General features: G+C 72.7%; 17 protein-coding genes. 4 read left to right on the forward strand and 13 right to left on the reverse strand.

All coding sequences use genetic code 11. The features are described 5' to 3' along the window. Nucleotides 1–31 precede the first annotated feature (31 nt). The 4 genes from HS048_RS23850 to HS048_RS23865 form a co-directional block, all read right to left on the reverse strand. Nucleotides 32–1,267, reverse strand: coding sequence for an aminotransferase class III-fold pyridoxal phosphate-dependent enzyme (locus HS048_RS23850; protein WP_196468730.1), 1,236 nt, complete (start codon nucleotides 1,265–1,267; stop codon nucleotides 32–34). Between the two features lie 21 nt (nucleotides 1,268–1,288). Beyond that, nucleotides 1,289–2,206 carry a carbohydrate kinase family protein gene (locus tag HS048_RS23855; protein ID WP_196468731.1) on the reverse strand — a complete coding sequence of 306 codons (918 nt, stop codon included), beginning with the start codon at nucleotides 2,204–2,206 and terminating at the stop codon, nucleotides 1,289–1,291. 171 nt (nucleotides 2,207–2,377) lie between these two features. After that, on the reverse strand, nucleotides 2,378–3,913 hold the full coding sequence (locus HS048_RS38255; protein ID WP_196468732.1) for an FHA domain-containing protein: 1,536 nt from the start codon (nucleotides 3,911–3,913) through the stop codon (nucleotides 2,378–2,380). Nucleotides 3,914–4,170: 257 nt separating this feature from the next. Further along, entirely contained in the window at nucleotides 4,171–5,262 is a 1,092-nt protein-coding gene (locus HS048_RS23865) for a site-2 protease family protein (RefSeq protein WP_084008609.1), read from the reverse strand. 169 nt (nucleotides 5,263–5,431) lie between these two features. Between HS048_RS23865 and HS048_RS23870 the strand changes: the two genes are divergently transcribed. The 3 genes from HS048_RS23870 to HS048_RS23885 all read left to right on the forward strand — a co-directional run bounded on the left by HS048_RS23870 (nucleotide 5,432) and on the right by HS048_RS23885 (nucleotide 8,537). Then, nucleotides 5,432–6,301, forward strand: a complete 870-nt coding sequence (locus tag HS048_RS23870) for a RecB family exonuclease (RefSeq protein ID WP_196468733.1) — start codon at nucleotides 5,432–5,434, stop codon at nucleotides 6,299–6,301. A gap of 209 nt (nucleotides 6,302–6,510) precedes the next feature. Then, nucleotides 6,511–7,857 carry a sensor histidine kinase gene (locus tag HS048_RS37490; protein WP_307832614.1) on the forward strand — a complete coding sequence of 449 codons (1,347 nt, stop codon included), beginning with the start codon at nucleotides 6,511–6,513 and terminating at the stop codon, nucleotides 7,855–7,857. Beyond that, nucleotides 7,854–8,537, forward strand: a complete 684-nt coding sequence (locus HS048_RS23885; RefSeq protein ID WP_068899371.1) for a response regulator transcription factor — start codon at nucleotides 7,854–7,856, stop codon at nucleotides 8,535–8,537. The genes HS048_RS37490 and HS048_RS23885 overlap by 4 nt, the downstream gene beginning before the upstream one ends. Before the next feature lie 86 nt (nucleotides 8,538–8,623). Here HS048_RS23885 and HS048_RS23890 read toward each other — a convergent pair whose 3' ends face one another. Then, nucleotides 8,624–9,478: a LysR family transcriptional regulator gene (locus HS048_RS23890; protein WP_196468734.1), complete on the reverse strand. Its 855-nt coding sequence runs from the start codon at nucleotides 9,476–9,478 to the stop codon at nucleotides 8,624–8,626. A gap of 79 nt (nucleotides 9,479–9,557) precedes the next feature. Between HS048_RS23890 and HS048_RS23895 the strand changes: the two genes are divergently transcribed. Further along, nucleotides 9,558–10,382: a GNAT family N-acetyltransferase gene (locus HS048_RS23895; RefSeq protein WP_068899368.1), complete on the forward strand. Its 825-nt coding sequence runs from the start codon at nucleotides 9,558–9,560 to the stop codon at nucleotides 10,380–10,382. A gap of 48 nt (nucleotides 10,383–10,430) precedes the next feature. Here the strand turns inward: HS048_RS23895 and HS048_RS23900 are convergent, their stop codons facing one another. The 8 genes from HS048_RS23900 to HS048_RS23935 form a co-directional block, all read right to left on the reverse strand. Beyond that, entirely contained in the window at nucleotides 10,431–12,107 is a 1,677-nt protein-coding gene (locus tag HS048_RS23900; protein ID WP_196468735.1) for an ABC transporter substrate-binding protein, read from the reverse strand. Between the two features lie 280 nt (nucleotides 12,108–12,387). After that, nucleotides 12,388–13,446: an ABC transporter ATP-binding protein gene (locus HS048_RS23905; protein WP_196468736.1), complete on the reverse strand. Its 1,059-nt coding sequence runs from the start codon at nucleotides 13,444–13,446 to the stop codon at nucleotides 12,388–12,390. Further along, entirely contained in the window at nucleotides 13,443–14,480 is a 1,038-nt protein-coding gene (locus HS048_RS23910) for an ABC transporter ATP-binding protein (protein WP_068899362.1), read from the reverse strand. The genes HS048_RS23905 and HS048_RS23910 overlap by 4 nt, the downstream gene beginning before the upstream one ends. After that, nucleotides 14,477–15,490, reverse strand: a complete 1,014-nt coding sequence (locus HS048_RS23915; RefSeq protein WP_068899361.1) for an ABC transporter permease — start codon at nucleotides 15,488–15,490, stop codon at nucleotides 14,477–14,479. Before HS048_RS23915 ends, HS048_RS23910 begins: the two co-directional genes overlap by 4 nt. Nucleotides 15,491–15,572: 82 nt before the next feature. Then, nucleotides 15,573–17,348, reverse strand: coding sequence for an ABC transporter substrate-binding protein (locus HS048_RS23920; RefSeq protein WP_196468737.1), 1,776 nt, complete (start codon nucleotides 17,346–17,348; stop codon nucleotides 15,573–15,575). A gap of 59 nt (nucleotides 17,349–17,407) precedes the next feature. Continuing rightward, nucleotides 17,408–18,409, reverse strand: a complete 1,002-nt coding sequence (locus tag HS048_RS23925) for an ABC transporter permease (RefSeq protein ID WP_068899359.1) — start codon at nucleotides 18,407–18,409, stop codon at nucleotides 17,408–17,410. 267 nt (nucleotides 18,410–18,676) lie between these two features. Continuing rightward, nucleotides 18,677–19,213, reverse strand: coding sequence for a cellulose synthase (locus tag HS048_RS23930; RefSeq protein WP_196468738.1), 537 nt, complete (start codon nucleotides 19,211–19,213; stop codon nucleotides 18,677–18,679). Nucleotides 19,214–19,305: 92 nt separating this feature from the next. Then, nucleotides 19,306–19,989 carry an HAD family phosphatase gene (locus HS048_RS23935; RefSeq protein WP_068899356.1) on the reverse strand — a complete coding sequence of 228 codons (684 nt, stop codon included), beginning with the start codon at nucleotides 19,987–19,989 and terminating at the stop codon, nucleotides 19,306–19,308. Nucleotides 19,990–20,023 lie beyond the last annotated feature (34 nt).

Here is a 20,023-nt window from a genome sequence, read left to right on the forward strand (position 1 = left end):
GGCCCGGCGGGGCTCCTTCCGGGACCGGCGGTCAGTCCGCGCCGAACCTGGCCCTGAGCCTGGCGAACGCCGCGTCGGTGCCCTGCAGGGCCCGGTCGATGTCGGCGTCGGTGTGGGCGGCCGAGACGAACCAGTTGTGCCAGGGGTGGAGGTAGACGCCCTCCTCCAGACAGGCCGAGGACCAGAACATGCCCTTCTCCAGGGTCGCGTCGCCTGCGAAGGAGAGCCACGGGATCTGGACCGGACCGGTCTGGTTGACCGTGAAGCCGTGGGCGGCGGCCTGCGCGGCCAGCCCTTCCCGCAGCCGGGTGCCGGCCCGCTCCATGAGCGCGACGCCGTCCACGGCGTGCAGGGTCTCGATCGTCGCCTTCGCGGCGGCCATCGGGGCGGCGTTGAACCAGAACGAGCCGGTGGAGTAGATCGTCTGGGCGGCGTCGCGCAGGGCGTCCACCCCGGTGACGGCCGCGATCGGGTGGCCGTTGGCCATGGCCTTGCTGAAGGCGTACAGGTCGGGCCGGACGCCCAGGGGCTCCCAGGAGCCTCCGAGGTCCAGCCGCCAGCCGCCGCGCACGTCGTCGATGACCAGGGCGGCGCCGAGCCGGTCGGCCAGCGCCCGCAGCCCGCGGGCGAACTCCGGCGCGGCGAGCTCCTGGTCCTCGAAGGAGTCGTGCTTGAACGGCGTGACGATGATCGCGGCGACGTCGGAGCCGGCCGGCCCCTCGGCCCGGGCCGCGGCGGCCTCGGCGCTGGCCAGGTCGTTGTAGGTGTACTCGACCAGGTCGGCCCGGTCGGCGGGGGTGGTGCCCGCCGTGCTCGGCGTGCACCAGGGGTCGGCTCCGTGGTAGGAGCCGTGGGCGACGAGGACCTTGGCCCGGCCGGTGGCCGCGCGGGCGACCATCAGGGCCTGGGTGGTGGCGTCGGTGCCGTTCTTGGAGAACATCACCCAGTCGGCCTGCGGGATGGTCTCCACCATCAGCTCGGCGAGCTCCACGTAGACCGGGCCGGGGCCGTTGAGGCAGTCGCCCTCGGCGAGCCTGGCCGACACGGCGGCCTCCACGGCCGGGTGGCGGTGGCCGAGGATGATGGGCCCCCAGGAGCACATCAGGTCGACGTACTCGCGGCCGTCGGCGTCGAACTGGCGGCAGCCCTCGCCGCGCACGAAGAACTGCGGGTATCCGGACCCGTGCAGGGCGGCGTTGAGGTGGCCGTACATGCCGCCGGGCACGACCCGGGCGGCCCGTTCACGAAGTCTCGCGTCGATCGACATCTCAGGGAACATCCTTCCGCGTCAGAACCGGGGCAGGTCGAGGCCGGCGAGGTCGTCGAGGCCCGCGTCGGAGCCCAGGCCGCCGGCGACCCGGCCGGCGACCTCGGTGCCGAGCCGGGCGGCGTCGAGGACTCCGCGCCCGCCGGCCAGTCCCGCGATGAACCCGGCGCAGTAGGCGTCACCGCAGCCGGTGGTGTCGACCACCGCGACGTCGAGCGCGGGCAGCCGTACGGTCTCCGAGGCGGTGGCGACCAGGCTGCCCTCTCCGCCCAGTGTGACCACCACCCCGCGCGGCCCCTCGGCCAGCAGCGCGGCGGCGGCCTCGTCCGCCCCGCCCCGGCCGCTCATCATCAGCGCCTGCTCCTCGTTGGGCAGGACGTAGTCGACGTGCGGCAGGAAGGCCTTCGCGCCGAGTACCAGGTCGGGCATGTTGGACAGCAGGTCCATGGTGACGACCGTCCCCGCCGCCCGCACCTCGTCCAGCAGCGCGAAGAAGGCGGGGTCGTGCAGGCCCCAGGTGACGTCCATGCCGCCCAGGTGCAGGACCCGGGCCGCCCGCAGCCGCTCCGGGTCCAGGTCGGCCGCCGACAGGCCCAGGTTGGCGCCGGGCACGTGGAAGGACGGGCGCCCGCCGTCCGGGCGGATCGGCAGGATCGAGGCGGCGGTCTGCTCACCGGGCCTGCGGACGACCCCGGTCACGTCCACCCCGTGCCGCCCCATCACCATCAGCAGGAAGTCGCCCAGCTCGTCGTCGCCGACCGCGCCGGCGGAGGCGACCGGGACGCCCAGCTTCGCCAGATCGACGGCGGTGCCGGCCGCCGCGCCGGCCGCGGTGATGCGGATCTGCTCCAGCAGGTGGGTGTCCTGCCCCGCGGGGATGGACTCCACCGGCCGGGCCAGCACGTCCACGATGTGCACTCCGAGAGCGACGACGGCCATGGCGAGCCCTCCTCATGTTTTGCGCGCCTGAGCGGATGATAGACGGCCCCACGGACACGCTGTCAACGCCCGCGCCGTCCCGGATCCGGGACGGCGCGGGCGTTGGGGAGCAGGGCGTGGAGGCGGCCGGTCACCCCTCCGGCGGCGCAGGACCGAGAGCGGGTGCCGCGCCTACCGGTTGCGGTGCGACTCGTAGCGCATGGTGCGCGAGACGCCGATCCGCACGGTCGTGCCGGGCATGATCGTGACCGGCTCGTTCGGCGGGATGTCGTAGAAGTTCGGGTCGCCGGGCGGCTGGATCTGGGTGCCGTTGACCGAGCCCAGGTCGATCAGGTTGACGTCCCAGCCGTCCAGTGCCACCCGCAGGTGGCGGCGGGAGACCGAGCCGTCCGGGCTGGTGACCTTGGCCGGGCGGACCGAGCCGTCGGCGACCTCCGGGGCCCGCTCCGGGTCGCGGCCGAGCAGGTAGTCGGCGTCGAGGCGGAGCGTCACGCCGTCGTCCAGCAGGAGCACGCCCAGCGGCGGGCGCGGCCCCTTGTAGGGGACGAGCGTGCGCTGCACCAGGGCGATGCCGCAGACCGCGCAGTAGGGCACCCGCGGGTCGTTGAAGTGGTCGTTCTTGCAGTCCACGCCGTGGACCAGCGGCCGCGACTCCGGCTCGGCCGCCGCGGGCGGCATGAGGTCCGGCGAGCTCGGCGGGCCGCCGGGGACCGGCAGTTCGTACTCGAACGACTCGTTGCGCAGGTCGCCGGGGCCGAGGGGGTCGCCGCCCATCCCGTTCGCCCGGGCGGTCTCCGCGTCCTCCTGCGAGGTGAAGGCCGGGCCGGAGAGCGGGCCCTGCCCCTGCGCGGGGACCGCCGGCATCGGCCCGGAGTCCCACGGGTGCGGGACGGGGGCCTGCGGCTCCATCGGCGGCACGGGAGGCTGCGCGTAGTGGTCCGGCGGGCCCGCCGGGCTCATGGGAGGACCCATCGGGTACGGCGGCGCGGGCTGCACGGGCTCGACCGGCGGGGCGGACCACTCGGAGTGCGCGGGGGCCATGGGCGCCGCGGCGGGCCCGGAGGGCTCTGCGGGCGCTGAGGGCTCCGAGGAGAACGGCGACCAGTCGGACTGCGCGGCGGGGAGCGCGACGGGCGCCTCCACCGGAGGCTGCGCCATCGGGGCCGGCGCGGGCGTGCGGATCTCCGGCTCCGGCTGGGCGGAGCGGGCCTGCGGCGCGGGCGGCGGCGCCCCGCCCTCCGCCGACGGGTCGCACTCGACGCCGCCGCCGACGACCACACCGCCGTCCAGCCGGGTGAGGCGCTGCGCCGCGCCCGCCTCGGGCAGGCGCAGTTCCACCCGGGTGACCGGGCCCGGCACCAGCCGGTCGGACCAGGTGAGCGCGTCGCGCCCGGCGAGCCGCACCTCACCGGCCGAACCGGTGACCGACGCCGACGCCGGGCCGCTGACCAGCACGGCCACGCCCTCGGGCACGGGCCCGGCCACGGCGCACGCCACGGGCTCGCCCATCATGGCGGCCAGCACCTGGGCGACCCGGCGGGCCAGCGCCCGCCCGTCACCGCCCGAGGCGGCGGTCTCCCGCAGCGCCCCCAGCAGGTCCTCCATGACGGCCTCGGCCGCGTCGCACACCAGCAGCAGCCCGCCCACATGGGCGACCAGCCCGTTGCCCGGCAGCGGACGCACCGCCCCGAAGCCCTGGTCGGTCACAGAACTCTCCCTCCCCGGAAACCCCACCGGATGAACGGCACACGCATCGGCCCGTTCGCCACCAGCCACATGCATACCCAGACCACGGTGAAGTGCGTCCAGAAGGTGCCCGCTGGAATCGGCCCGATGACATCGATCGCACCAGACCGTAGTAAAAAGTACAGCACCCAGCCCTCGGGAACGAGGGTGAGCAGTCCGAACAGGGTAGGCCAGTCCTTCACCCGCCGGAACTGGCGGAGCCCGCCCGCGGCCCGCGCTCAGACCCCGGTGAACATCCGGTTCACGTCCGCGGTGGCGAGCACGCCGAAGATCTCCCCGCCGCGCTCGACCAGGAGGTACTCCCCGGCGGGGGCGCCGCGCATCGCCTCGATCAGCGGCTCCCCCTCCAGGTCGGCGGCCAGCACCAGGGACGGCTCCAGGCTGCGCGCCAGCGAGCCGGCCGTCACCCAGGGGCGGCGGGCCTCCGGGGTCGCCTCCACCGCCACCTCGCTGACGATCCCGGTCGGGCCGCCCTCGTGGTCCACCACGACCAGGGCGCCGGCCTGCGCCTCCGCCGCCCGGCGCAGCGCCTCGGCCAGCGGCACGTCGGCGGTGACCGGGACGGCCCGCCTGGCCAGGGCCCGGGCGCTGACCTTCGGGATGCGGGCCCGCATCCGGGCTCCGCGCAGCGCCTGGGTGGCGCCGAACCAGATGAAGGAGGCCAGCAGGACCGACCAGATGAGCATGCTCCAGCTCGGCTCCTGCCCGCTCATCAGCGACAGGCCCGCGGGCCAGACCACCAGCAGCACGGCCAGCACGCGGCCGGCCCAGGCCGCCGCGACCGTCCCGGAACCCGGGTTGCGGGTGAGCTTCCACACTCCGGCGCGGAGCATCCGGCCGCCGTCCAGCGGCAGGCCGGGCAGCAGGTTGAAGACTCCGACGATCAGGTTCGCGAACCAGAGCTGGAAGGTCAGGACGCTCAGCACGGTGCCGGGGTCCAGGAACCGCTCGAGGGCGTAACCCGCGCCGCCGAGGCCCAGCGAGAGCAGCGGCCCGGCGAAGGAGACCATGAACTCCCGGCCGGGGGTCTCCGGCTCGCGCTCGATCTCCGAGACGCCGCCCAGCAGGTAGAGCGTGATGCGGCGGACCGGCAGGCCGTACGCCTTGGCGACCACGCAGTGCGCCAGCTCGTGCAGCAGGACCGAGACGTACAGCAGCACCGCGAAGGCGAGCGCCACCAGATAGGAGAGCCCGGTGCTCAGCTCCGGCAGGCGCGACACCACGACGGGCTGGAAGGTGAAGGTGATGAACGCCGCCACCAGGAACCAGGTCGGCGAGACGTAGACCGGGACGCCGAACGGGCGCCCCATCCGCAGACCCGGACTGTCCTGGCGCGGGCTGTCGCTGCTCACCGCTGGCTCACCACTCCTCGTCGCACACCGCTTCCCGGCCTCGATGCTACGCGCCGGCGGCGGGTCCGTCGGCTCCGAGCGGCCGTCTCGAGCGCGAACTGTCACCGGGGTGGCCTACAGTGCGGACATGTCACTGACCGAGCCCACGATCGTCGGAGCGCTGTCGCCGTCCCGTGCCGGTGACTTCATGACGTGCCCGCTGCTCTACCGGTTCCGGGTGATCGACCAGCTGCCCGAGCCGCCGTCGCCCGCCGCCGTGCGCGGCACGGTGGTCCACGCGGTGCTGGAGCGGCTCTACGACCTGCCGGCGCCCGCGCGCACCGTCGCCGCGGCCCTGGACCTGCTGGAGCCCCAGTGGCGGCGGCTGCTGGAGCGGGAGCCCGCCTACGCCGGCATGTTCGACGGGGAGGAGGAGCAGGCGCGCTGGCTGGCCCAGGCCCGCGCCCTGCTGGAGCGCTACTTCACCCTGGAGGACCCCAGCCGGCTGGAGCCCGCCGAGCGGGAGCTGTACGTCGAGGCGGTGCTCGACAGCGGCCTGATGCTGCGGGGCTACATCGACCGGCTGGACGTCGCGCCCACCGGCGAGGTCCGGGTCGTCGACTACAAGACCGGGAGCGCGCCGGGCCCCGCCTTCGAAGGCAGGGCTCTGTTCCAGATGAAGTTCTACGCGCTGGTGCTGTGGCGGCTGCACGGTTCGGTGCCCCGCCTGCTCCAGCTGATGTACCTCGGAGGCGGCGGCGAGATCCTGCGCTACTCCCCCGACGAGGCGGACCTGCGGGCCACCGAGCGCAAGGTCCAGGCCCTGTGGACGGCCATCGAGCGGGCGCTGGACAGCGGCGAGTGGGTCGCCCGGCCCAGCCGCCTGTGCGACTGGTGCAGTTACAAGGAGCTGTGCCCCGAGTTCGGCGGCACTCCCCCGCCCCTGCCGACCCGCCAGCCCGGCGACACCGTGCGCAGCACCCGCCGCGCGGTCAAGGAGGCCACCGACGAGGTCTGAGCGCCGTACGGCCCGGCACGGGCGCACGCCGTACGGGCGGCGCGCCCCGCGGACTCGTCCCCGTCCGTACGGCACCGGCCGCACGCCGCGCGGGCGCGCGGCCGCCGGGTCCGCTCCCGGGCGGCGCCCCGCGGGCTCGTCCGCAGGGATGAGGCCGATCTCCCCCTCCAGCAGGGTGGAGCTCCGGGCAGGACGCCTAGATTGATTGTGTGCGCAACACCCTGGGCGGCCTGCGGCCCTGGCTCCACGACCGGCCGCTGCTCGCGGACGCGGTCGTCGCGGTGCTGCTGGCGGCCGCCGCGGTCTCCTCCGTCCACCTCCCCCTCGCGCAGGACGGTCCCACCGGGGCGGGGGCGCCCGGCTGGCCGGCCCTGACCCTGCTCGTGCTGGGATGCCTGGCCACGGTGCTGCGCGGTTCCCGCCCGCTGCCGGCGCTCGGCCTGGTCCTCACCGCCGACCTGACGCTGGCCCTGCTCGGCGAGGACGGCCCGGTGCTCGGGTTCGCCGCCCTCTGGCTGGTCTACACCGTCGCCGCCCGGCGCGGCCTGGCGCTCAGCCTGGGCGCGCTGACGGCGGCTTTCGCGGGCCGGCTGGTCGCCGCGGCGGCGCGGGGCGACCTCGCCGACTGGACCTCCCAGCTGTTCGAGGTCGTCCTCACCGTGACGTGCTGGCTGGTGGGACGGAGCCTCCGGCTGCGCCACGCCTACCTGGCGGAGCTGCGCGACCGCGCGGACCGGCTGGAGCGCGCCAGGGAGGCCGACACCCGGGCCGCCAGGGCCGAGGAGCGCTCCCGGATCGCCCGGGAGCTGCACGACGTGGTCGCCCACCACGTGAGCGTGATGACCGTGCAGGCCGCCGCGGCCCGGCGGGTGCTGGCGAACAACCCCGACGGGGCCCGCGAGGCGCTGTCGGCCATCGAGCACACGGGCCGGGCCGCGATGGCCGAGATGCGCGGCATCGTGGGCGTGCTGAGGACCGAGTCGACCCCCGCCGAGCGGGAGCCGCGACCGGGGGTCCGCTCGATCCCCGCCCTGGCCGCCCAGATGTCCGAGGCGGGCCTGCGCACGCGGCTGCGGTTCGAGGAGGTCGACGGGGCGGGGCGGGTCCGCTCCTGCACGGGCGTGGATGCGGAGGAGGACGGGGACGCGGGCCCCGACGGGGTCAGGAGCGGGGACGGGGACGCGGGCCCCGACGGGGTCGGGGTCGGGAGCGGGGACAGGCACGGGGACGGGGAGGAGCATGCGCCCCCGCTGCCGCCGGGGGTGGACCTGGCCGCCTACCGGCTGGTCCAGGAGGCGCTCACCAACTCCCTGCGGCACGCGGGACCGGGCGCCCGCGCCTGGGTGACCGTACGGCGCGGCCCCGGTGAGCTGACCGTCCGGGTCGAGGACGACGGCCGGGGCCCCGTGCCCGTCCCCGAAGGGGAGCGGAGCGGCCACGGGCTGGTCGGCATTCGCGAACGCGTCGCACTCTATGGTGGAATCCTGAGGATCGGCCCGCGTTCGGAGGGCGGATTCGAGGTCGACGCCCGTTTCCCCCTCAAGGATGCACGATGACGATCAGGGTGCTGCTCGTGGACGACCAGCCGCTGCTGCGCACCGGTTTCCGCCTCATCCTGGAGGCCGAGCCGGACATCACGGTGGTCGGCGAGGCCGGTGACGGCAAGGTCGCCCAGGACCAGGCGCGGGCGCTGCTGCCCGACGTGGTGCTGATGGACATCCGCATGCCGGGCGTGGACGGCATCGAGGCGACCCGCCGGATCGTGCGCGAGGCCACCGGCGGCGCGCACGTGCCGAGGGTCCTGGTGCTGACCACCTTCGACCTGGACGAGTACATCGTGGAGGCGCTCCGCGCCGGGGCCAGCGGCTTCCTGCTGAAGGACGTCCCGCCGGACGAGCTCGTGCAGGCCATCCGGGTGATCGCGGCGGGGGACGCCATCGTCGCGCCGAGCGTCACCCGGAGGCTGCTGGACAGGTTCGGCGCCCGCCTGCCCTCGGTCCACCAGCAGTCCACCCCCGCCCGTCTGGACCGGCTCACCGACCGCGAGCTGGAGGTGCTGAAGCTGATCGCGCGCGGCATGTCCAACGCGGAGATCGCCGCCGAGCTGGTGGTGAGCGAGACGACCGTCAAGACCCACGTCGGCAACGTGCTCACCAAGCTCGGCCTGCGCGACCGCGTCCAGGCCGTGGTCCTGGCCTACGAGACCGGCCTGATCACACCGGGCGCCCTCTCCTAGGCCGCACCCCTCGGCGGGTCCCGGACACCGTCAGAGCCCCGCCGCGACTCGCCTCGGGGGTCCCGGACCCGCCCGCACCTCGGGCGTCAGAGCCCCGCGACGACGCCGGTCAGCACCGGGCGGGTGTCGCCGCGCCGCCAGGCGACGGCGGTGGCGCACCGGTGGTCGGTCGGGAGCGGGACGAAGACCACCCCGGTGCGGGCGTAGTGCTCGTCGGTGCTCTCCGAGAGCAGGGCGACGCCCCGGCCCGCCGCGACCAGCTCCAGCGTCTCCTCGATCGCGCCGGAGCCGACCTCTCCCACCACGTCGGGCACCCCGATGGAGCCGGGGTGGCGGAAGGCCCGCCAGACGGGGTCGGGACTGCTCGGCACCACCCAGACGCGCCCGCCGAGCTCGGCGGGGTCCACCTCCGCCCGCCGGGCCAGCGGGTCGCCGGCCGGCACCGCGACCGCCCGCCGGTCGGTGCCCAGCGGCCGGACCTCCAGGGCGTCCCCGGTGGTCAGCGGCGGCCACACCACGGCCAGGTCGCTGACCCCGGTCAGCAGGCCGCAGGACGGGTCGTCGAAGTCGAAGCGGCGCAGCCGTACCTCGCGGCCGGAGACGCGGCGCACCTCGTCGAGCAGCCCGGCGGTGAGCGCGCCCGCCGCCTCTCCCATGAAGCCCACGGTCAGCCCCGGCGAGCGCCCGGCCAGCTCCGCCTCCAGCCCGTCGGCGGCGCTGACCACACTCGCCGCGTGCGCCAGCACCCTGACGCCGTGCTCGGTCAACCGCACCCCGTCGCGGTCCCGCACCAGCAGCCGCTCCCCCGCCGCCGCCTCCAGGCGTCTGACGGCGGCGCTCACGGTGGGCTGGCTGACGCCGAGGCAGGCCGCCGCCTCCCGGAAGGAACCGGCCCTGGCGACCTCGACGAACGCCCGTACGGCGGGCAGTGTCACGCTCATACAGCCACAATAGCCATCGGCTATCGGCATGCCCGGAAACTATCGGACCGCCGCGGCCCGCGGCGTGCATGATCGGTTCATGCTGATCCGTGAACTGACCTCCGACGACCTGGACGCCTGCCTGGACCTGGCCGAGAGCCGGCGGTGGGGGCGCGAGGAGCGCAAGTGGCGCTTCCTGCTGGAGGGCGGCGAGGGTTACGGGATCACCGATCCGGACGGCACGCTCGTCGCCACGACGGTCCTGACCCGGTACGGCTCCCGCACCGCGGCGGTCAGCATGGTGCTGGTGGCCGAGCGGCGCGAGCGCCGGGGACTGGCCGGCCGCCTGGTCCGGCACGCGGTGGAGCGGGCGGGCGGCGCGACGGTGTTCCTGAACGCGACCGCGATGGGCCGCCCCCTGTACGAACGCCTCGGTTTCCGGGTGACGGGTGCGGCGGCCATGCACGTCGGCGTCTTCGGCGGGGAGGCGGCGGGGTCCTCCCGCGCGGCCGCGCCGGAGGACCTGAAGGCGATCGCCGACCTGGACGCGGAGGTCGCCGGCGCCGACAGGTCGGCGATGCTGGAGAGGTACGCGGACTTCGCCGAGGAGCTGCGGGTGGTCGAGGACGGGCGCGGGGGGATCGCCGGCTACGCCGGGCGGTGGCGCAACGTGGCCAACACCGTCGTCGGGCCGGTGATCGCGGCGGACCCCGGCACCGCCCGGGCGCTGATCGCCGACCTCGCCGCCCGGACGCCGGGGCCGGTCCGCGTCGAGGTCGCCGACGACCGCCCGGAGTTGGCCGCGTGGCTGGAGGCCCGGGGCGTGGCGGCGGGGATGCGGACCTCGGACATGGTCCTCGGCGCCGGGCCGCTCCCCGGGGACCGGAGCCGGTTCTTCGCTCCCGTCATGTCCGCCCTGGGCTGACGGTGAGGATCCCGACTCCGGCGCAGAGGGCGCCGGGAGCGCGGCCGGTCACCTCAGCGCGACCCTGGCGAAGGAGTCGCTGGGCAGCACCGGGCTCGGCGTCCAGCCGGTCACGTTCCTGGCCGCGGCCGAGAACGAGGGGCTCTGCGCGTACGGCACGCCCGGCACGAAGTCGGCCAGCAGCGCGTTCGCCCGCCTGTACAGCTTCTCCCGCACGGCCTGCTCGGGCTCCTTCTCGGCCCGGTCCAGCACCTCGAAGATCTTCTCGTTCCGGAACGACCACTGGTTGGAGAACGACTGGAAGAACGTGCCGAGGAAGTTGTCCGGGTCGCCGAAGTCGCTGTTCCAGCCCAGGAGGTACAGCGGGCAGTCACCGGCCCGGGCGGCGTCGAGGTAGCCGGGGCTCCACGGCAGGGTCCTCGGCCTCACCGTGAAGCCCGCGGCCTCCAGGTCGGCCTTCATCAACCGGAAATTGCCCTCCGGGTCCACCATGTAGGCGCGGCTGACCCCGCTGGGGTAGCAGAACTCCAGGGTCGGCTCCGAGACCCCGGACTCGGCGACGAGCCGCCGGGCCTCGGCCACGTCGTGGCCGTATCCGGCGAAGTCCTCGCTGTGGCCCCACATGCTGTCCGGCATGAACGCCTGGGCGACCTTCGCGCCCGGGCCGTACCGCGTGCCGACGATCCTGTCGCGGTCGATCGCGTGGGCGATGGCCTGGCGGATCCTCCGGTTGCGCATGATCTCGGTCTTCTGGCTGAAGCCGAGGTACCCCATGTTGAACGACGCCCGCTCCAGCACCTGCGCGCCGGCTCGCTTGAGCGCCTCCAGGTCGGCCGGGTCGGCGTAGTCGAAGGCGTGCACCGAGCCGGCCAGCAGCGCCCGGGCCCGGTCGGCGGCCTTCTCGATCGGCCGGAACACGATCTTGCTGAGTTTGGCCTTCTCGCCCCAGTAGTCGTCGTTGCGCACCAGTTCCAGCCGGTCGCCGCGGATCCAGCGGGCGAACCTGAACGGGCCGGTGCCGATCGGGTGCCGGGTGCCGAAGGTCCCGGTGAACCGAGGCGAGTCCGCGGTCCCGGCGACCTCGTCGGCCCGGTACGCCTTGAGCGCCCTGGGGCTGGCGATGCCGAACGACGACAGCGTCAACGCCGACAGCACGGCGGCGGACGGCTCGGTGAGCCGCAGCTCGACGGTCCTGTCGTCCGGTGCCGCGCAGCCGCCGTACAGGCTCTTGCGGAGGGTGCCGGACTCGTTCTTCGCGAAGCCCCGGAAGACCGTCACCCAGTAGTAGGAGACCGAGTCCGACTGGGCCAGGCCGGTGAAGTTGTACCAGCGCTCGAAGTTGGCGCAGACCGCCGCGGCGGTCAGCGGCTCGCCGTCGTGGAACCGCACGCCCGGGCGGAGCGTGAACGTGTAGGTGTCGGCGTCCTCGCTGACCTTCCAGCTCTCCGCGAGGCCGGGCGCCACCCCGGTGCCGCCCGGCTCGGTGATCACGAGCGTCTCGAAGATCTGGCTGGTCACCCGGGAGGACTCGCCGTCGCTGTGGAAGGCCGGGTCGAGGATGGCGGGGTCGGCCGAGGAGGCGAAGACCAGGACCGGCTCCTCCGCGGTCGCCGCCCGGGGGGTCCCCGGGGCCGGATCGTCCCCGCACGCCGCGGCGGCCAGGACCAGGGCCGAACCCGCGATCACCGCCGCCGTCCTGCGCAGGGGCACACCGTCTCGTCGCATGCTGCACCTCATAGCCGTCTCACCGCCGGATCGCGACCGCCCGCGCGGACCGGCTCTCCGGTGATCGAAGGATCCACCGGGGGCGGCGCGGCTGACCACCCTCGGTGAGAGGATGTGGCAGAAATGTGACAGTGGGTCGCCGGATGGCACCGCCGGGCCCTCCTGGCGTTCCCGGCGTTCCCGGCGGGGAGCGTCCGGCCCGCGGTACGGGAACGCCCGGCGGGGCACGGCTCGTGCGAGCCGTGCCCCGCCGGGCGTCCCTCGGGCGGCCGGGCCGCGCTCAGGCGATCGTGCCCTTCGGGTGCTGCGCGTCCTGCACGTTCTGTGCGACCTTCGCGGCCGCCGGAGCCGAGATCTTGTCGGCGTTCTCCGGGAAGTGGCAGGCCACCTGGTGGCCGGGGGCCAGCTCCACCAGCGGCGGCTCCTCCGTCTTGCAGACCACCTGGGCCTTCCAGCACCGGGTGTGGAAGCGGCAGGCGGGCGGCGGGTTGAGCGGGCTGGGCACGTCGCCCTGCAGCCGGATCCGCTCGCGGTCGCCCCGGTGCTTGACGTCGGGGATGGGGACCGCCGACAGCAGCGCGTTGGTGTACGGGTGCATCGGCGCGTCGTACAGGCTCTTGCGGTCCGCGAGCTCGACGATCTTACCGAGGTACATCACCGCGACCCGGTCGCTGATGTGCCGGACCACCGACAGGTCGTGCGCGATGACCACGTAGGTCAGGTCCAGCTCGTTCTGCAGGTCCTCCAGCAGGTTGACGACCTGGGCCTGGATCGACACGTCCAGCGCGGAGACCGGCTCGTCGGCGATGATCAGCTTGGGCTTGAGCGCGAGGGTCCGCGCGATGCCGATGCGCTGGCGCTGGCCGCCGGAGAACTCGTGCGGGTAGCGGTTGTAGTGCTCGGGGTTCAGGCCGACCAGGGCGAGGATGTCCTGGACCTCCTTCTTGATCCCCTGCTCGGTCTTGACCCCCTGGATGCGGAAGGGCGCGCCGACGATGGCGCCGACCGTGTGCCGCGGGTTCAGCGAGGAGTACGGGTCCTGGAAGATCAGCTGCATGTCGCGGCGGAGCGGCCGGATCCTCGACTGCGACATGTGGGTGATGTCGTTGCCCTCGAAGACGACCTTCCCGCCCGTCGGCTCGATGAGCCTGGTGATCAGCCGGCCCGTCGTGGTCTTGCCGCAGCCGGACTCGCCCACCAGGCCGATCGTCTCGCCTTTGAAGACGTCGAAGCTGACGCCGTCCACCGCCCTGACCGCGCCGACCTGGCGCTTGAAGAGGCCCTTGGTGACCGGGAAGTGCTTCTCCAGCCCCTGCACCGACAGCAGCGGCTCGCTCATGAGGACTCCAGACTCGGCTTGATCTCGTTCTCCCAGATGTCCCGCCTGAGCTCCGGCGGCATGTGGCACCGGACCAGGTGGCCGCCCGAGGACTCCAGCAGCGCCGGCACCTCGGTCTTCGCCTTGCCGCCGGTGCGGCCCTCGAAGGCGCAGCGCGGATGGAAGGCGCAGCCCGAGGGCACGTTGATCAGCGACGGGGGGTTGCCCTTGATCGGCAGCAGCCGCTCGGTCGGCTCGCGGTCCAGGCGGGGCATCGATCCCAGTAGACCCCAGGTGTAGGGGTGCTCGGGACGCTCGAAGATGTCCTCGGCGGTGCCGTACTCGATGCACTTGCCGCCGTACATCACCAGGATGTCGTCGGAGAGCTCGGCCACGACGCCCAGGTCGTGGGTGATGATGATGAGCGCCGCGTTGAAGTCGCGCTGCAGGTCCCGCATGAGGTCGAGGATCTGCGCCTGCACGGTCACGTCGAGCGCGGTGGTCGGCTCGTCGGCGATCAGCAGCTCGGGGTCGCACGACAGGGCCATCGCGATCATGGCGCGCTGACGCATGCCGCCGGAGAACTCGTGCGGGTAGCTGTCGACGCGCCGCTCCGGCTGCGGGATCCCCACCCGGCCGAGCATGTCGATCGCGTGCTTGCGCGCGACCTTCTTGCTGACCTTGTGGTGGATCCGGTACGCCTCGATGATCTGCTGGCCGACGGTGTAGAAGGGGTGCATCGCCGACAGCGGATCCTGGAAGATCATCGCCATCTTCTTGCCGCGCAGCCGCCGCACGTGCTCGGCGGAGGCGCTGACCAGTTCCTCGCCGTCCAGCCAGATCTCGCCGGAGATCTTCGCCCGGGTGCCCTTGTGCAGGCCCAGGATGCCCAGCGAGGTCACGCTCTTGCCGGAGCCGGACTCGCCCACGATGCCGAGGGTCTTGCCGCGCTCGAGCTTGTAGGAGAGCCCGTCCACGGACTTCACCAGACCGTCGTCGGTCGGGAAGTGGATGCGCAGGTCCCTCAGTTCGAGGAAGCTCGTCGGAGTGCTCATCCCAGCCTCACCCTCGGGTCGACCACCGCGTACAGCAGGTCGACGATCAGACTCGCCACCACGACGAAGAGCGCCGCGACCATGGTGACGCCCATGATCTTCGGAAGGTCGTTCGTCATGATCGCCTGGACGGCGTAGTCGCCGATGCCCTTCAGCGAGAAGGTGCTCTCGGTGAGCACCGCGCCGCCGAGCAGCAGCCCCAGGTCCAGACCGAAGATCGTCACGATCGGGGTGAGCGCGGCGCGCAGGCCGTGCCTGGAGATCACGGTGGACTCGGGCAGGCCCTTGGCCCGGGCGGTGCGGATGTAGTCCTCGCCCATGGTCTCCAGCATGCCCGCGCGGGTGAGCCGGGCGTAGGAGGCCGCGTAGAGGAAGGCCAGGGTGATCCAGGGCAGCAGGAGGTTGTAGGCCCACTCCGCCGGGTTCTCCTCGAACGGCGTGTAGGCGCCGCCGGGAGCGGTGATGCCCATCCCGTAGCTGAAGACCACCAGGGAGACGATGCCGGTGAAGAAGATCGGCAGGGAGACGCCCGCGAGCGCGACGCTCATCGCGGCGCGGTCGAAGAACGAGCCGCGCTTGAGGGCGGAGAGCACGCCGACCGCGACGCCGCCGATCAGCCAGATGACCGACGCGCCGACGGCGAGCGAGAGCGTCACCGGGATCCGGTCGACCAGTTCCGGCCAGACCGGCTGCCGCTTGACGAAGGAGTAGCCGAAGCAGGGAGCGGGGCACTGCTCGACCGAGGCGCCGGTGTCGTACTCGGCGCCGGCGAAGACACCCTTGATCCAGCGCCCGTACTGCACCGGGACCGGGTCGTTGAACCCGAGCTTCTCCGCCGCCACCGCGGCCATCTCCGCCGTCGCGGCCTTGCCCAGGTAGCGGTTGGCGAAGTCCTCCGACGTGGCGCCCGCCATCCGGGGAACCACGAAGAAGATCGAGAATGTGACCATGCTCACGATGACGAGCATGAGCAGGGCGCCGATCAGGCGCCTGATGATGTATGTGACCACAGTCCCCCCGGCTCCGGGGGCCGGCCTTGTGGGCCGGCCCCCTTACGCCTTGGCTTTCGTCTGAACGGGTTTCCGGCAGGACTTACTGCTGGACGCCCATGCCCAGGTAGTCGTACATGTCGAACGCGCCGGTGACGAACACGTTGCTCGCGCCCTGCGGGCGGACCAGCACGCTCTTGGACCACACGGAGGGCAGCACGTAGGCCCGCTCCATGACCAGCTGGTCGATCTGGGCCCAGATCGCGTCGCGCTTGGCGGTGTCGGTCTCCAGCTTGGCCTTGTCGACCAGCGCGTCGACCTCCTTGTCCTTGACGCTCAGGTTGTAGTTGCCCGAGGCGCGGATCGTGCGGCTGTCGACGATCTGGGACATGAAGCCGAAGCCGTCGTTCCAGTCGGCGCCCCAGCCGTTGGTGGCCAGGCCGATGCCGTTCTTCTTCACGAACTCCGGCTTGCCGGCGTACAGGGTGAAGTAGTCACTGGTCGGGTAGCCCTTGAGGGTCAGCTTGATGCCGACCTTGGCCAGCGCCTGCTGGAGCGACTCGGCGGTCGCCTTCTCCTTCGGGCGGTCGGCGCGGTAGGCCATGGTGGTCTCGAAGCCCTCGGGCTTGCCGCACGCGGCCAGGGCCTCCTTGGCCTTCGCCGCGTCGCCGGTGCCGGTCGGGTAGAGGTCGAGCTTCTTCCAGCCGCCGATCGACGGGGGCATCAGGCCGGTCGCGATCTCGCCGCCGGCGAACTCGCCGCCGTAGGCGTTCTGCAGGCCGACCCGGTCGGCCGCGTAGATGACGGCCTTGCGGCAGTCGACGTTGTCCAGCGGGGCCACGTCGCCGATGATCGAGGTGTACCACGTGCGGGCGCCGGTGGGGTTGTCCACCCGCGCCTTCATCGCCGGGTCGCTCAGCACGCGGCCGAGCGCGGCCGGCTGCACGCCGGAGCCGGCCAGGTCGACGTGCAGGTCGCCGGAGATGATCCGGTTGTCGAGGTCGTCGGCGTTGACGCCGAGGGTGATCTCGTAGCGGTCCGGCAGGGCCTTGCGGACCGGGTCGGTCGCCTGGTCCCAGTTCTCATTGCGGACCAGCGTGTACTGCTTGCCGGCCTCGACCTTCTCGAACTTGTAGGGGCCGGTGGCGATCACGTGCTCGCGGTACTTGACGCCGGTGTCCTTGGCCTGGGGCACCGGGATGGTGCCGGGCAGGGCGGCGAAGTTGTCGAAGCCGGCGTAGGGCTCCTTCAGGTGGAAGACGATCGTCTGGTCGTCCGGCGTCTCGATCGCGGAGTCGGTGTTGACGTCCGGGGTCTTGTAGACGCTCTTGAAGTCCTTCGGCAGGTCCAGCCAGTCGTTGAAGTACGTCGGGCCGTTGGGGTAGGTCTCCTTGTCCATGGAGCGCAGCACCGCGTACTTCACGTCCTTGGACGTGACCGGCGTGCCGTCCTCGAACTTCACGCCGGCGCGGAGCTTGTAGGTCCAGGTCTTGCCGCCGTCGCTCGACTCGCCCAGGCTCTCGGCCAGGTCCGGGGAGAGCTTGCGGCCCTCGGCGCCGGGCGCCGGGGTGTAGGTCACCAGCGAGCGTCCGTAGATCCGGACGAGGTTCCACGACAGGGCGTAATAGGTGTCGCCCGGGTCGACGGAGTCCCAGTCCTCGGAGATGGCGAACTTCAGCGTGCCGCCCTTGGCGTCGGACGGGTTGAACACCTTGTCCACGCCGGCGTTGAACGCCTCCTGCGCGGCCGGGGCGCTCGCCTTGTCGCCGCCGGTCTGGCCGGCCTTGTTGCCCTCGCTGCTGCCGCCGCCGCAGGCGGCGAGGCCCACGGTGAGAACGACGCCCGCGGCCGTGAGGCCCAGTGCGGATCCCTTTTTCATTGCTTGCACCCCTTGATGGATAGGGAGATGGAACAGGAGCGGTCGGTGTGTGAGCCGGGTCAGCGCGAGGACTTCGGGTCGAGCGCGTCGCGCAGCCCGTCGCCGAAGAGGTTGAACGCCAGCACCGTGATGAAGATCGCCATGCCCGGGAAGAACATGAAGTGCGGGACGGTGTAGAACTTCACCGCCTGCGCGAGCATGCCGCCCCAGGTCGCCGTGGGCGCCTGGATGCCGACGCCGAGGAACGACAGCGCCGCCTCGAACAGCACGTTCGTCGGGATCAGCAGCGTGGCGTAGACCAGGATCGGCGCGATCAGGTTCGGCAGGATCTCCCTGAACAGGATGTACGGCCCGCGCGCGCCGAGGCTGCGGGCGGCGTCGACGAACTCGCGCTCACGCAGCGAGAGCGTCTGCCCCCGGATGATCCGGCCGATGTAGGGCCAGTTGAAGAAGCCGATCACGAAGATCAGGAGCAGGATGCGGAGCGTGTCGCCCTGCACCCCGAGCTGCTGCTCGAACTGGCCGAGCACGCCGACCAGGGCGATCGCGAAGACGAGCAGCGGGAAGGCCAGGAAGATGTCCATCAGCCGGCTGATCACGGTGTCGACCCAGCCGCCGAAGTAGCCGGCCATGACTCCCATGACGGTGCCGATGACCACCGAGAGCACGGTGGCGAGGAAGGCGATGAGCAGGGAGATCCGCGCGCCGTAGACGACGCGGCTGAACAGGTCGCGGCCGTTGAGCGGCTCCACGCCGAACAGGAACTCCCCGCTGATGCCGGAGCCGCCCTTGGGCGTCATCGTGGAGGGGTCGATCATCTCCTGGTGGAACTCGTTCGGCGGATGGCCGAACCAGCCCACGATCAGTGGCGCGAAGGTCGCGACGAGGATCAGGAAGACGACGACACCGGCGCCGGTGAGCGCGACCTTGTCGCGCTTGAGACGCATCCACGCGATCTGGCCGAGCGAGCGGCCCTGGATGGCCTTCCCGCTCACGCCCGCGACTACGGCCTCCGGCTCGGCCTCGGCAGCCTTGCCGGGCGCGTCGAGCGGTGCGGTCATACAGTGGCCCCCTGGGTCCCAGACGACGTTGTCCGACGGGCGCGTGCCCCGGTCCGGGGTGTCGCGCCCTGAAGTCTACGGGCCCGTTTTCCGCGGTCCCGCCTCGCAGAATCTATGGGCTGATCTGCGGTGACTAGTCCGTTGGGGGGCTATGTGGCTTAACTGTGATTTACGTGAAATTCATTCGTTCTGATCTTGACGTGGATGTCTGAGTGGCGTTCCGGTTATGTCTTGGTTTTGTGACACAACCAGGACCGATCCACGGCCTCACCCGATCCCTCGGCGCTTGAGGATGTCCTCGATGTCGGAGAAGTCGTCGTCGGCCACGGGCTGGGCGGCGGGCTTCGCGGCGGGCTTCTGAGCCGGCCTGGCCGTCGCGGGCGTGCGCTTCGGCAGCGGCTGGGTGACCGCGGCGGCGCCCTGTCCCGCGGCGGCGCTCTGGACCGCGGGAGCCCCGGGGGCCGCCGTCGCGGCCGGGGCCGCCCCGCGCGCGGCCGCCAGGCGCCGTCCCCGCATGAAGCCCGAGACGAGGAAGAGCAGCACCGAGACCCCGGCCACCGCCACCCCGGCCCACACGGTGGGGTTGAGCACCAGGCCGGTCACGAACCCGGTGACCGCCGTGCCGATCTGCCACAGGGTCGGCAGCGCGCCGGTCAGGTAGGCGGCGAGCGGCAGCAGCGCCCAGGCCGCGGCGCGCAGCCCCGCCGCGGCCCCTCTGCGGCGCAGCAGCAGGAAGCTCAGCACCAGTCCCGCACCGGTCAGCCCGGCGCAGACCGGCAACCATGCGATCTGGTCGAATGTCATGGCGGATCGTCCCCCTCGTCGTCGTGTACCCGGATTTCCATCCTGGCACGCGAATCCGCGGGCGATCCTCCTTCTCAGGGAGGGATCATCCCTTAGGGGTCGAAGCTCCGCGCCTCGGGGAGGGCCTCCGCGTCGCCCTCGGACAGCGCCCGCAGGAGCTCGACGCCGACCTCGCGCAGGGACCCCACGACCAGGCGGCCGGGCGCGTGCGGGATCGGCAGCACGCTCGGCACCGCCACCACCCGGCAGCCCGCGGCGGTGGCCGCGGTCACGCCGTTGGGGGAGTCCTCCAGCGCGACGCAGCGGGCCGGGTCCGCGCCGAGCAGCCGGGCCGCGGTCAGGTAGGGCTCGGGGTCGGGCTTGGTCCGCTCCACGTCGTCGCAGGTCACCACCTGGTCGAAGTGGTGCCTGCCGATGCTCTGCAGGCAGGCGTCGGCGATCTTCCGTGAGGAGGAGGTGACCAGGGCGGCGGGCAGCCCCGCCCGCCGTACGGCCGCCAGCAGTTCGGCGGCGCCCGGCATGAGCTCCACCCCGCCGGACAGGCGGCCGATCATGCCCTCGAGCATCCAGGCCGCCACGTCCGCGGGGTCGGCCGGCGACCCGGAGACCTTGAGCATGTAGGCGACGGTGGCCGGCATGGAGCCGCCCACCAGGTGCTCCTGGTCCTGCGGTCCCCAGTCGCCGCCCAGCCGCGCCATCACCTCGGTCTCGACCTCGAACCAGACCTTCTCGCTGTCCACGAGAAGCCCGTCCATGTCGAACAGGACCGCGTCCATCCCCGGGTGCCCCCTCCGCCTCAGCCGTTCCCAG

The organism is Planomonospora sp. ID91781 (assembly GCF_015711595.1).
GTDB classification, from domain to species: domain Bacteria; phylum Actinomycetota; class Actinomycetes; order Streptosporangiales; family Streptosporangiaceae; genus Planomonospora; species Planomonospora parontospora.

Bases quoted from the DNA above. Each gene is read 5' to 3' on its own strand.
- HS048_RS23850 (WP_196468730.1), bottom strand. From the start codon at position 1,267: ATGTCGATCGACGCGAGACTTCGTGAACGGGCCGCCCGGGTCGTGCCC.
- HS048_RS23855 (WP_196468731.1), bottom strand. From the start codon at position 2,206: ATGGCCGTCGTCGCTCTCGGAGTGCACATCGTGGACGTGCTGGCCCGG.
- HS048_RS23865 (WP_084008609.1), bottom strand. From the start codon at position 5,262: ATGGGGCGCCCGTTCGGCGTCCCGGTCTACGTCTCGCCGACCTGGTTC.
- HS048_RS23870 (WP_196468733.1), top strand. From the start codon at position 5,432: ATGTCACTGACCGAGCCCACGATCGTCGGAGCGCTGTCGCCGTCCCGT.
- HS048_RS23885 (WP_068899371.1), top strand. From the start codon at position 7,854: ATGACGATCAGGGTGCTGCTCGTGGACGACCAGCCGCTGCTGCGCACC.
- HS048_RS23890 (WP_196468734.1), bottom strand. From the start codon at position 9,478: ATGAGCGTGACACTGCCCGCCGTACGGGCGTTCGTCGAGGTCGCCAGG.
- HS048_RS23895 (WP_068899368.1), top strand. From the start codon at position 9,558: ATGCTGATCCGTGAACTGACCTCCGACGACCTGGACGCCTGCCTGGAC.
- HS048_RS23900 (WP_196468735.1), bottom strand. From the start codon at position 12,107: ATGCGACGAGACGGTGTGCCCCTGCGCAGGACGGCGGCGGTGATCGCG.
- HS048_RS23905 (WP_196468736.1), bottom strand. From the start codon at position 13,446: ATGAGCGAGCCGCTGCTGTCGGTGCAGGGGCTGGAGAAGCACTTCCCG.
- HS048_RS23910 (WP_068899362.1), bottom strand. From the start codon at position 14,480: ATGAGCACTCCGACGAGCTTCCTCGAACTGAGGGACCTGCGCATCCAC.
- HS048_RS23920 (WP_196468737.1), bottom strand. From the start codon at position 17,348: ATGAAAAAGGGATCCGCACTGGGCCTCACGGCCGCGGGCGTCGTTCTC.
- HS048_RS23925 (WP_068899359.1), bottom strand. From the start codon at position 18,409: ATGACCGCACCGCTCGACGCGCCCGGCAAGGCTGCCGAGGCCGAGCCG.
- HS048_RS23930 (WP_196468738.1), bottom strand. From the start codon at position 19,213: ATGACATTCGACCAGATCGCATGGTTGCCGGTCTGCGCCGGGCTGACC.
- HS048_RS23935 (WP_068899356.1), bottom strand. From the start codon at position 19,989: ATGGACGCGGTCCTGTTCGACATGGACGGGCTTCTCGTGGACAGCGAG.